Origin of the sequence: Bacillus luti (assembly GCF_001884105.1) — a bacterium.
Classification (GTDB): domain Bacteria; phylum Bacillota; class Bacilli; order Bacillales; family Bacillaceae_G; genus Bacillus_A; species Bacillus_A luti.
Map to the genome: position 1 here is coordinate 33328 of NZ_MACI01000053.1, position 12227 is coordinate 45554.

Sequence of the window (12227 nt, forward strand, 5' to 3'; positions counted from 1 at the left end):
TGAGAGAAAAACATTTGGAGGAGACGGAATGGCGTTATTGGAGTTGAAACAATTAGGGAAGACGAACCAGTTACCGGCAATTGAGCTTGAGGTTGGGGAAGGGCAATGTGTTGTTTTGCAATGTAATAACCATACAGCTAAAATATTGCATCGCATCATTATTGGCGAGGAAGAAGCTTCAACTGGTAATGTGCTATTTGAAGGCGAAGCAATGGGCAAGAAAAATTATTCCCGCATCGGCTTTTGTTTTTTAAAAGATGAAGCATACGATCGTTTGAAGGTGAAGGAATACTTTAAATTCTTAATAGGACTGTATGAATCAAATATGAGTATAGAAGAAGTGGTACAATATGTCGGTCTCCTAGATAGGTTAAACGTTAAAATAGAAAAATTATCATTTTCAGAGAAACGCCGTCTTCATATTGGGCGTGTTATGATTCATAATCCAGATTTAGTTATTTTGGAAGAGCCAGAGCAAAATGTAGATACAGAGAGTACGATTATTATCCGAAAAGCAATTATGAAAATGAAAGAGCAAGGAAAGGCAATCTTTATTACGTCATCTTTCTTATCGGACGCTCTTTCGTTGACAGAAGATGTATACATACTAAACAATGATGGTGTGAAAAAAATAGAAATCGAACAAGAGGAAGCTGAAGAGGTGGATGAAGAAAAGGTTATTCAAATGATTCCGCAAATGAAACTTGAAAGAATTCCAGCGAAAGTGAACGATAAAATCATTTTACTTGATCCGATGGAAATTCATTTCATTGAAACACAAAACGGAGTAACACATGTTCATGTTCGCGAAGGGGATTTCGTATGCGCATTAACATTAAGTGAACTAGAAGTAAGATTAACAGGTTTTGGTTTCTTTAGATGTCATCGCTCGTACCTTGTGAATTTACAAAGAGTACGAGAAGTGATTACTTGGACTCGTAATAGCTTTAGTTTAATTTTGGATGACGAAAGAAAAAGTTCAATTCCGCTTTCGAAAGGACGAATGGATGAGTTAAAAGGTGTAATTGGGCTATAAAATTCGCTCCAATAAGCTCAAAATATGATTCATTCACCGGTAAAAATACTCCTTTTACCGGTATTTTACTGCGTAACCTCTTTGTTTTTCATATGATTGAGTCAAGAAAAGCGAAACAAACAAACGAAAAGCGCTAAAGCGACTTTCATCTATAAAAGAAAAAAACAAAGGGGATGACGAGATGACATTGGCAATTGAAATGAAAGATGTAATGAAAAGTTTCAACGAAAAAACAGCACTTCGAAATGTAAATATTGAAGTGAAGCAAGGAGAAATTTTTGGATTCCTCGGACCGAGTGGATCTGGAAAAACGACAACAGTAAAGATTTTAACTTCTCAATTACTTCATAGCGTTGGAACGGTAAGGGTACTAGGAAAAGATATTACAGGACCAAGCAGCATCGATTATAAACGAATTGGTATTTTAACAGACAATAGCGGTTTATACGAAAGACTTAGCATTTATGATAACTTACTATTATTTTGCGACTTATACGATTGCAAAAAAGAGCGAATCGATGAAGTACTAGCGCAAGTGAACTTACTAGATGATAAAAAAACATTAGTAAAGAAACTATCAAAGGGAATGAAGCAGCGCGTTACACTAGCAAGAGCAATTCTTCATAAACCAGATATCCTCTTCTTAGACGAACCAACATCTGCACTCGACCCAGTAAACGTACAAAACATTCATAAAATCTTAAGAGACTTAAATAAAGAAGGAACGACGATTTTCTTAACGACGCACAATATGGACGAAGCAGAAACGCTTTGTAACCGCATCGCCTTCTTGTGCGGCGGGGAAATTGTAGCGCTTGATACACCGGAAAACCTTCGCTTACAATACGCGAAAGATCAAATACAAGTCGTATTAAAAGATAAACAAAAAGAAGTTGTGCAAAAAGATGAATTAGGTGCAAAACGTATTTCAGAATGGATGAAAAAAGGAGAATTACTATCCATTCATTCACACGAACCAACGTTAGGCGATATCTTTATTGAAGTTACTGGGAGGGGACTATAATGACATTTTCAATGAGACGTGTATCAGCTATTTTTAGAAAAGAAGTACAAGATTTTAAGGCGAATTCACAAGTGCTGTTAATGGCATCTTTACCAATTATATTTGCATTTATATTTAGCAGGTTTGGGCAAGGGAGTGCAGGAGTTGGTATTATTACTTTAATGTCCTGTATATTTGTTGCTGGGTTTGTTCAATCGATGGTAATCGCAGAAGAAAAAGAAAAATATACACTACGTGTGTTAATGTTATCACCAGCTTCTTCTGTTGAAGTTCTTCTTGGAAAAAGTATATTAACAGCATGTTTGACGCTTTGTATTTGTATTGTGAACTTATTCATTTTAGATCAATTCAGTGGCAATCTCGTATTGCTAGGGTTTATTTTCTTAAGTGGAACAATTCTATTTATCATAATTGGAACAACGATTGGGTTATTAGCTGATTCTGTACCGCAAACATCACTAATTGGAATGCCGATATTAATGACGATGTATTTAGCTGTACAATTTGAGCCGATGGTTGAAAATAAAGTAATTAAGACGATGATTGAGTATCTTCCAACATCTCATATGGCAAAAGCAATTAACAGCTTAGTAGAGGGAGCAGGGTTTAGTAGTATTAGTGGGCACGTACTAAATGTTGGAGTGTGGCTTATTATTTCAATTATTGCATGTTTAATCGTATATAAAAAGAAACAAATGGACTAAAAACTGAGCCGAAACGCTCAGTTTTTTCTATTTTCTATCATTTCCTCGGAAATTTTACAATTCTTATACATATTTTTACAGATTTTGTCGAAAAGTAATTAGTTATACGTTGTATAGGATGCGTCAATATTGTTCAAAATGATTGCTGAGGTGATGATAGAATGCGAGGAAGGAATAATAAAAAGTCGCAAAAGGTAGTACATTTATTTCAAAAAAGATGGGTGTTTCCGGCACTATACATTGCTTGTGCAGCGGTAATCTTAATGGTTGCACTATGGTTCCAAGGGGCTAATCCAAAGAAGACTCCGAACCATGATCAAGCAACACCGTATACACAATCGGAAGATCCAGCAGTACCAGTAACAAAATCTTCAGAAGTAGTGAAAATGCCAGCTGCCGCGAATGCGGAAGTAGTCGTACAGAAGAAGTTTTATGAAGACGTAGCAACTGAGGCGGAACAAGAAAAAGCACTTGTCTTTTATAACAACACATATTCCCCGAATAAAGGAATCGACATTGCTGCGAAGAATGGAAAAGAATTTAATGTAGCAGCTGCTTTAAGTGGTACAGTAACGAAAGCTGAAAAAGATTCACTTCTTGGTTATGTTGTAACAGTTGATAGTGGAAATGGTGTAGCAGTATCTTATCAAAGCTTAGGCAGTGTGAAAGTAGAAAAAGGTGCAAGAGTTGCACAAGGTGAAGTATTAGGAAAATCCGGTCTAAGTGCAATGAATAAAGAGGCAGGTTCTCACGTTCACTTTGAAGTACGTAAAGACAATGTAGCTGTGAACCCTGAGCGTTACTTAAATAAATCAGTAGCAGAAATTAAAGCTGATGCAGGTGCTGCAAAGGCAACGAATGCTTCTGGCAAAAAAGCTGATGACAAATCTCAAAAAGAAGAAAAGTCAACAAGCACGAAACCAGAAAGTAAAACAGAAGATAAGTCTCAAAAAGAAGAAAAATCGACAAACGGTTCGACTAGTGACAAAAAAGAAGAGCCGAAGAAAGAAGAAAAATCAACAAATGGTTCTACAGAATCATCTAACGGTTCTTCTTCACAAGAATAAGAATGTGAAAAAATCAGTTCTCATTAGGAGAGCTGATTTTTTCATTTTTATATAAAAATAATCAATTTCGAGAAAAAAGTTGCAATAACAAGGAAAAATGACGAGATTCTCGAATATATATTACAAAAAGGAGGGGATACTGTGTCATTTTTATTTGTTCTGTCGATTGCTATTATTTTATTGTTTGTTTTATTCACTTTATATTATTATATTGCCGGTAAAAAAGAGGTTCCCCACCATCAGTTGTTAGAAGAAGAATTTGAGCGAGAAGAATGACACCTTTCATATAAGGTGTCATTTTTTTTGCCATAATCGTCATTGTTAACGTATTTCTCACAAAAAAACGTAATTTTTCTTAACTTAGTCCGCAAAAATAGTGAACATGTAGCATATATCAGTAGTGCGGGCAATACAATGGTATAAACCAAAGCAAAGAGAGTGTTTGAGGTGAGAAATCGTGAATCATTTCATTATAAATCCAAGAATGTTTAACGCTTACAAACAGCACTCACACTTACTTCTTAGTCGTATGCAGCGAGGCTCATTTCACACTTCTCACATCCAATTTAGGGAGGCGAGTGGTGTGCACGATTACATCAAAGAGAGAACTATCAAGATTGGTAAGTATATCGTGGAGACAAGAAAGACAGTGCGTGTCATTGCAAAGGAATTTGGGGTATCAAAGAGTACAGTCCATAAAGATTTAACAGAACGTTTACCAGAAATTAATCCAGAGCTCGCAAATGAAGTGAAAGAAATTCTTGATTATCATAAGTCTATTCGTCATTTAAGAGGCGGAGAAGCAACAAAGCAAAAGTATAGAAAAGAAGATGTAGAAAAGCCTGTACGTCAATAAGGGTACGATAGCAAACATTCCGTTCAAATTCCGTAACATTTTTCAGAAGAATTCTTTTTGCGAATATTACGTTTCTGTTAAATTTATGATAAAATCAGAAATTAGGTGTAAAAGAATTCGGGTGTAACCTGATTTTGAATATCGAGGAGGAAATGACGGGAATGTTTGCGCGAGATATCGGAATTGACCTAGGTACGGCTAACGTATTAATTCATGTTAAAGGTAAGGGTATTGTATTAAATGAGCCATCTGTTGTGGCAATTGATCGTAATACAGGTAAAGTATTAGCAGTAGGTGAGGAAGCAAGAAGTATGGTGGGACGTACGCCTGGTAATATTGTAGCAATTCGTCCACTTAAAGATGGCGTAATCGCAGATTTCGAAATTACAGAAGCAATGTTAAAGTATTTCATTAACAAATTGGACGTAAAGAGCTTCTTTTCAAAACCTCGCATTTTAATTTGTTGCCCAACGAACATCACATCAGTAGAACAAAAAGCAATTCGTGAGGCTGCTGAACGTTCAGGCGGTAAAACAGTATTTTTAGAAGAAGAACCAAAAGTAGCCGCAGTTGGTGCTGGTATGGAAATCTTCCAACCAAGCGGTAACATGGTTGTTGATATTGGTGGAGGTACAACAGATATCGCTGTACTATCTATGGGTGATATTGTTACCTCTTCCTCTATCAAAATGGCTGGCGATAAGTTTGATATGGAGATCTTAAACTACGTTAAACGTAAGTATAAGCTATTAATTGGAGAACGTACTTCAGAAAATATTAAAATTAAAGTTGGTACAGTATTCCCAGGTGCACGTAGCGAAGAACTTGAAATTCGTGGACGTGACATGGTAACAGGCTTACCACGTACAATTACAGTATGCTCTGAAGAAATTACAGAAGCACTAAAAGAAGACGCAGCTGTCATTGTACAAGCTGCAAAAGGTGTACTAGAGCGCACGCCACCAGAATTATCTGCGGACATCATCGACCGCGGTGTTATTCTAACAGGCGGTGGAGCTTTACTACATGGTATCGACATGCTTCTAGCAGAAGAACTAAAAGTCCCAGTATTAATTGCTGAAAACCCAATGCAATGTGTTGCCGTTGGTACAGGTATTATGTTAGAGAATATCGATAAATTACCACGTCGTGCTTTGAAATAACAGATGGGGCAATCCCACTGATGAATAGCCCGCAAATAGCGGACTAAATTGAGAAGAACTAAGGTGTCATAGCTTTAGTTCTTTTTTGTTTTTATATTTTTATATTTTGATTTATTGAGAAAATAGAAGGAAAATAAAGAAAAACGAAGAAAATAGGTAAAATATTCATATATATGGTTAAATTTAATATTTCCTTATTTGAAAACGTTTATAATATAATGAGTCGAATACGACATTAAGGCAAAGAATGTTCAAATACATATTGCCTTTCCCTAATTTGGGCATACACTCTTTTCTACCTCCGTGTCAGTTGCAGGAATGTGCAACTATTTTAATGGAATAGAGTGTATGCATTTTTTTATAATAGAAGTAAAGTTTCACTTTATAATGACAAACAATAAACAAAATGGGATAATAAACAATATGTCCAAGTGGTAAGACCAATATTACAAAAGGGGCGATTGTTACATGCTAAATATAGAACAAATTAAAGAAATCATTCCTCACCGCTATCCATTCTTACTTGTTGATAAAATATTAGAAGTAGATGAAGGGAAAAGAGCGGTTGGAATTAAAAATGTATCCGCAAACGAAGAATTCTTTAATGGACACTTCCCTGACTATGCAGTTATGCCGGGTGTACTTATTGTAGAAGCATTAGCACAAGTCGGAGCAGTTGCTGTATTAAAGAAAGAAGAAAACCGCGGAAGACTCGCTTTCTTCGCAGGAATTGATAATTGTCGTTTCAAAAAACAAGTACGTCCAGGTGATCAACTTCGCCTAGAAGTAGAAATGACACGCGTACGTGGTCCAATCGGAAAAGGAAAAGCAATCGCAACAGTAGATGGCGAAGTTGCATGTGAAGCAGAAATTACATTTGCAATTGGTGATAAGAAGGAATAAAAGGTATAAAAGTCTCCTTGTGAAAATACAGGGAGATTTTTTTGTTTCCGTTATATATCGATGGAAATATTAAAATGCAGATTAGTCAGAAAACTAGTTGTGAATAAATGGATATTCCTATATAATTACTTTAGAATTTATTTCAAAGGTGAGATAAATGAAGAAAAGAACATAAGCGATTGTCATATTATTAATGCTTACATATAAGGGAAGATGGAATGTTTTTGGTTATTATGAGGCACGTGTATATTTGGACGGAATTACCAGTGGGAAAAAGTGGAGAATGAGTGTAATATATCCTTCATGAATGGAATAGGCGTCGTGTATATCGAGTATAAAGAAATAGGGAGAGTTTCGCATTTTAACAGAGGAGATTAGAACATGTTCGGGAGAAAAAAAAGAAAACCAATACGACAATTAATTACACATCAGGAGCCTAAATCACGTATTACGGAACAATACCGTAACATTCGTACAAATATTGAATTTACATCTGTAGATAATCATATTCGTTCTATCATGGTCACATCAGCAAATCCAGGTGACGGAAAAACAACGACAGTTGCAAACTTAGCAGTTGTTTTCGGCCAACAAGGAAAGAAAGTTTTAGTCATTGGAGCTGATTTACGTAAGCCCTCCATACAAGACCTATTTGCAGCCCATGCTTCAAATGGACTAACAAATGTATTATCAGGACAAACAAATGTAATGCAATGCATTCAAAAGACAGATATAGAGAATGTATATGTAATGGCATCAGGTCCAATACCACCAAACCCAGCGGAACTGTTAGGAAATCGAGTAATGGACGAGGTATTACTAGAAGCATATAACATGTTTGATATTGTTTTAATAGATACACCACCAGTTCTTGCGGTTACCGATGCACAAATACTTGCGAATAAGTGTGATGGAATCATACTTGTTGTACGCAGTGAAAAAACAGAAAAAGATAAAATCGTAAAAACGAAACAAATATTAGACAAAGCATCAGGAAAAATACTTGGAGTCGTTTTAAATGATAAACAAGAAGAACAAGAGCAATATGGCTATTACTAAAATAGTAAAAGTGACCAATAAGAAATACTTATTGGTTGTTTTTTATTTTGGAATTTTTATAAAATTCCGCATTACATTATGCAAAAAACATGATATAATATAAAATTTTGGAAATTTGATGGAATGTGTTGTCATATTTAAGATTATTTTGTAAGATTATATATGTTTTTAAATACTAATCGTACGTAGATATTACTAAAATAAAAAAATGTAAGATTATATGTTATAATTTTTCTTATGTGCAAATTTTAGAAAGTTGGAGGAACTTATGGAAGAAACAATTAGTTTAAAAGAGTTATTTCACATTTTAAAAAAACGTTTAGCAATGATCCTCGTAATCGCCTTTGGTGCAGCTATAGTAAGTGCTATTATTAGCTTCTTCTTCATGACACCAATCTATCAATCTTCAACGCAAATTCTTGTTAACCAGAAGAAACAAGAAGGTGCAATGATCCAAGCTGGTGAAGTTCAAACGAATATTCAATTAACGAATACATATAAGGTTATTATTAAAAGTCCAGTAATCTTAGATCAAGTAAGTGAAAAATTAAATTTAAATATGACAGCACAAGCGTTAACAGGAAAGATTAATGTTGCGAATGAAAAGGATTCACAGGTTATTTCTGTAACAGCTGAGGATAAAGATCCAAAGCTAGCTCGCGATATTGCAAATGCAACCGCTGATGTATTTAAAGGTGAAGTTGCAAAAATTATGAGTGTTGATAACGTAACAGTACTATCGAAAGCAGAAGTTGCGGAAAATCAATCACCGATTAAACCACGTCCGATGTTTAATGTAGTAATTGCTTTTGCTGTTGGTCTAATGGCATCTGTTGTTCTTGCATTCTTATTAGAATACCTAGATAACACAGTGAAAAAAGAAGAGGATGTAGAAAAGCTACTTGGCTTACCAGTGTTAGGTATTGTAGCTCGAATGGGTGAAGAAACAACGAACGTGAAGTCGCATGCTCCATCATCAAGAAAAGTGAGGGGACAAACAATTGGCTCTTAATAGTTTATTTAAAAAGAAAACAAATCATCGTCAACGCCGTCAATTAATTGCTCATCAACAACCGAAATCACCTATTTCAGAACAATTTCGTAACATTCGAACGAATGTTGAATTTGCATCTGTTGATACGAATTTACATTCGATAATGGTAACATCTGCAAACCCGAGTGAAGGGAAAACAACGATAACATCGAATATGGCAGTTGTGTTTGCGCAACAAGGGAAGAAAGTACTATTAATTGATGCAGATATGCGTAAACCTGCGATGCATCAAGTGTTCCAAGTAGATAATATTTTCGGATTAACGAACGTATTAGCACATAGTGAACGTTTAGAAAAATGTGTACAAACGACAGCGGTAGACAATTTACACTTTTTAGCGTGTGGACCAATCCCGCCAAATCCAGCGGAATTGTTAGGGTCGAAATCTATGCAAGAACTGCTTGCACAAGCGTATAGTATGTACGATTTAGTAATCTTTGATTTACCGCCAATTTTAGCTGTTACAGATGCGCAAATTATGGCAAATGTATGTGACGCCTCTATTCTCGTTGTACGTAGTGAAGCAACGGAAAAAGAAGCAGCAGTAAAAGCAAAAGGTTTATTACAATCGGCAAAAGGTAAACTGTTAGGTGCCGTTCTAAATGATCGTGAACGTGAACATGGCTTATATTATTACTACGGTGCGAACTAATTGAAAAGAGAGATATGACATGGGCATATCTCCTTTTTTCCCTTGAATATGAGATAAGTCTCATATTCAAGGGAAAAAAGATAATTACGGGAGAGGAGGATGAAATAAGTGATTGATTTACATTGTCACATTTTACCTGGTATCGACGATGGTGCACAAACGGTAACAGATAGTTTAGCGATGGCACAAAAAGCTGTTCAAGAGGGGATCCATACAATTGTTGCAACACCACACCATCAAAATGGAAAATATGTAAATGAGCGTACTTCGATTATTCATCAAGTGAAACAATTAAATGATGAACTACAACAACATAATATCCCACTTACTATTTTACCGGGACAAGAGGTCAGATTATATGGTGACTTACTAGAAGACTATGAAGCTGGTAAAATTGTTACTTTGAATGAAACGAATAAATATATATTCATTGAATTCCCGTCGAACCATGTACCTCGTTATGCGGAGCAACTACTATATGAATTACGTGTAAAAGGAATGATTCCAATTATCGTTCATCCAGAGCGTAACGCTGAGTTAATCGAGAGGCCGGATAAGTTGTATAACCTTGTAAATAAAGGTGCATTAACGCAAGTGACGGCAGGTAGCTTACTAGGGAAATTCGGTAAAAAAATTAAAAAGTTTTCCCTGCAACTGGTGGAATATAATTTAACACATATGATTGCATCAGATGCACATAATACGACATCAAGAGGATTTCATTTAGCAGAAAGCTACGAATTAATCGGAAAAGAATTTGGATTGAGTGTGATGAGCGATTTAAAAGAAAATCCGTACTTATTAATTAGTGGAAAAGTCATTTATAAAGAAGATCCGGAACAAATTCGTCGTAAAAAATTGTTCGGTATTTTTTAAATAGAGAACTGGTGATGTCTCCTAACCGTTATCAATGGGGGCACTCGGTCGTGCTGTGGGTAGAAATTTTTATTTCGAACCTACCTTAGACGCTTGTCGTCGGGAGTATGGCGTGAGGTTGGGTTAGATGCCCATCATTTATTTATGATAGAAACTCTACCTATGGAGTTATAAAAATGACTTTATAGGTAGGGTTTTTGTTATTGCTACATGAAAATAAAACAATATAGGAGGACTACAATTGAAAAAAGTAAGAAAAGCGATTATTCCAGCAGCTGGTCTTGGGACAAGATTTTTACCAGCGACGAAAGCGATGCCGAAAGAAATGTTACCGATTGTTGATAAGCCAACGATTCAATACATAGTAGAAGAAGCGATAGAATCAGGGATTGAAGATATTATTATTGTGACTGGAAAAGGAAAGCGTGCGATTGAAGATCACTTTGATCATTCTTTTGAGTTAGAACAAAACCTTTTAGAAAAAGGAAAGCATGAAATACTTGAAAAAGTACAAGCTTCATCAAAAATTAATATTCATTACATAAGACAGAAAGAACCGAAAGGATTAGGGCATGCGGTATGGTGCGCACGTAAATTCATTGGAAATGAACCATTTGCGGTATTACTTGGTGATGATATTGTGCAAGCAGAAACACCTTGTTTACGTCAATTGATGGATCAATACGAAGGAACACAATCATCTGTTATTGGTGTACAAACAGTACCTGAAAATGAAACACATCGTTACGGTATTATCGATCCGGTTGAACAGAATGAGCGTAGTTATCAAGTGCGTCAATTTGTAGAAAAGCCAGCTCAAGGTACAGCACCATCTAATTTAGCAATTATGGGGCGTTACGTATTAACACCAGAAATTTTTACGTTCCTTGAAAATCAACAAACAGGTGCTGGTGGAGAAATTCAGTTGACAGATGCGATTCAACGATTAAATGAAATTCAACGTGTGTTTGCGTATGATTTTGAAGGGACGCGTTACGATGTTGGGGAGAAATTTGGATTTATTAAGACGACAATTGAAATGGCACTTCAGCATGGGGAACTGAAAGAAGAATTGATGAAGTATATGAGTGAACTTGTAAGAAAAGAAAATGTATACGTATAAAGTGAGGTGGAAGGGCATTGGCCTTAACGAAAGTAACCAGTGGAACTGTAAAGGAACAAGGATTACTTGCTGCTGAAGAGGTAAATCAAAATGGATTGTATTTATTAGTGAAGCGTTTGATGGATATGTTTGGTGCGTTATGTGGTGTTATTTTGCTTTCACCTGTTTTTATTATTGTTACTATATTAATTAAGTTGGAAGATCCGAAAGGCCCTATTTTTTTTAAACAAGTTCGTATTGGAAAAGATGGGAAAGAGTTCGGAATGTATAAATTTCGTTCGATGGTAACAGATGCGGAAGAACGTTTAAAAGATTTATTGCAACATAATGAAGTATCGGGTGCTATGTTTAAAATGAAAGATGACCCACGTGTGACGAGAATAGGTAAATTTATTCGTAAAACAAGCATTGACGAATTACCACAGTTATTAAATGTTATAAAAGGTGAGATGAGTTTAGTTGGACCACGTCCGCCACTTCCAAGAGAAGTAAAGGAATATACCTCCTATGATAAGCAGAGGTTACTTGTCACTCCGGGGTGTACAGGATTGTGGCAAGTTACAGAAAGAAATAGTGTTGGATTTGCTGAAATGGTAGAATTAGATTTGAAATACATAAGAAATAGAAATATTTTCTATGATATAAAAATTATATTAAAAACAATAAAGGTATTATTAGGATCAAATAATGCATTTTAAAAAGGGGTTTAA

The 12227-nt window shown here is 35.5% G+C and carries 14 protein-coding genes; all 14 read left to right on the forward strand.

Annotated features, from left to right (window positions below; translation table 11 throughout):
- Nucleotides 1-28: 28 nt before the first annotated feature.
- The 14 genes from BAQ48_RS11835 to BAQ48_RS11900 all read left to right on the forward strand — a co-directional run bounded on the left by BAQ48_RS11835 (nt 29) and on the right by BAQ48_RS11900 (nt 12215).
- Entirely contained in the window at nt 29-1036 is a 1008-nt protein-coding gene (locus tag BAQ48_RS11835) for a LytTR family transcriptional regulator DNA-binding domain-containing protein (RefSeq protein WP_071711219.1), read from the forward strand.
- A gap of 181 nt (nt 1037-1217) precedes the next feature.
- Entirely contained in the window at nt 1218-2060 is an 843-nt protein-coding gene (locus tag BAQ48_RS11840; RefSeq protein ID WP_071711220.1) for an ABC transporter ATP-binding protein, read from the forward strand.
- The gene (locus BAQ48_RS11845) at nt 2060-2764 is read left to right on the forward strand and encodes an ABC transporter permease (protein ID WP_000144440.1); all 705 of its coding nucleotides are present in this window, start codon (nt 2060-2062) and stop codon (nt 2762-2764) included. Before BAQ48_RS11840 ends, BAQ48_RS11845 begins: the two co-directional genes overlap by 1 nt.
- Nucleotides 2765-2925: 161 nt before the next feature.
- Nucleotides 2926-3831: a stage II sporulation protein SpoIIQ gene (gene spoIIQ / locus BAQ48_RS11850; RefSeq protein WP_071711221.1), complete on the forward strand. Its 906-nt coding sequence runs from the start codon at nt 2926-2928 to the stop codon at nt 3829-3831.
- A gap of 141 nt (nt 3832-3972) precedes the next feature.
- On the forward strand, nt 3973-4107 hold the full coding sequence (locus BAQ48_RS11855; protein ID WP_002019771.1) for a hypothetical protein: 135 nt from the start codon (nt 3973-3975) through the stop codon (nt 4105-4107).
- Between the two features lie 307 nt (nt 4108-4414).
- Nucleotides 4415-4687 carry a sporulation transcriptional regulator SpoIIID gene (gene spoIIID / locus BAQ48_RS11860; RefSeq protein ID WP_000544012.1) on the forward strand — a complete coding sequence of 91 codons (273 nt, stop codon included), beginning with the start codon at nt 4415-4417 and terminating at the stop codon, nt 4685-4687.
- 161 nt (nt 4688-4848) lie between these two features.
- Nucleotides 4849-5850 carry a rod shape-determining protein gene (gene mreB / locus BAQ48_RS11865; RefSeq protein WP_000457992.1) on the forward strand — a complete coding sequence of 334 codons (1002 nt, stop codon included), beginning with the start codon at nt 4849-4851 and terminating at the stop codon, nt 5848-5850.
- A gap of 468 nt (nt 5851-6318) precedes the next feature.
- On the forward strand, nt 6319-6753 hold the full coding sequence (gene fabZ / locus BAQ48_RS11870) for a 3-hydroxyacyl-ACP dehydratase FabZ (RefSeq protein ID WP_000931959.1): 435 nt from the start codon (nt 6319-6321) through the stop codon (nt 6751-6753).
- A gap of 381 nt (nt 6754-7134) precedes the next feature.
- Nucleotides 7135-7812 carry a CpsD/CapB family tyrosine-protein kinase gene (locus BAQ48_RS11875; RefSeq protein ID WP_071711222.1) on the forward strand — a complete coding sequence of 226 codons (678 nt, stop codon included), beginning with the start codon at nt 7135-7137 and terminating at the stop codon, nt 7810-7812.
- A gap of 268 nt (nt 7813-8080) precedes the next feature.
- Nucleotides 8081-8824, forward strand: a complete 744-nt coding sequence (locus BAQ48_RS11880; protein WP_071711223.1) for a YveK family protein — start codon at nt 8081-8083, stop codon at nt 8822-8824.
- Nucleotides 8814-9518 (forward strand): CpsD/CapB family tyrosine-protein kinase, encoded by a 705-nt coding sequence (locus BAQ48_RS11885; protein ID WP_071711224.1) that lies wholly within the window; start codon nt 8814-8816, stop codon nt 9516-9518. Before BAQ48_RS11880 ends, BAQ48_RS11885 begins: the two co-directional genes overlap by 11 nt.
- 108 nt (nt 9519-9626) lie before the next feature.
- Entirely contained in the window at nt 9627-10394 is a 768-nt protein-coding gene (locus tag BAQ48_RS11890; protein ID WP_071711225.1) for a tyrosine-protein phosphatase, read from the forward strand.
- A gap of 241 nt (nt 10395-10635) precedes the next feature.
- Nucleotides 10636-11517 (forward strand): UTP--glucose-1-phosphate uridylyltransferase BpsC, encoded by an 882-nt coding sequence (gene bpsC / locus BAQ48_RS11895; protein WP_071711226.1) that lies wholly within the window; start codon nt 10636-10638, stop codon nt 11515-11517.
- 17 nt (nt 11518-11534) lie between these two features.
- Nucleotides 11535-12215, forward strand: coding sequence for a sugar transferase (locus BAQ48_RS11900; RefSeq protein WP_071711227.1), 681 nt, complete (start codon nt 11535-11537; stop codon nt 12213-12215).
- Nucleotides 12216-12227 lie beyond the last annotated feature (12 nt).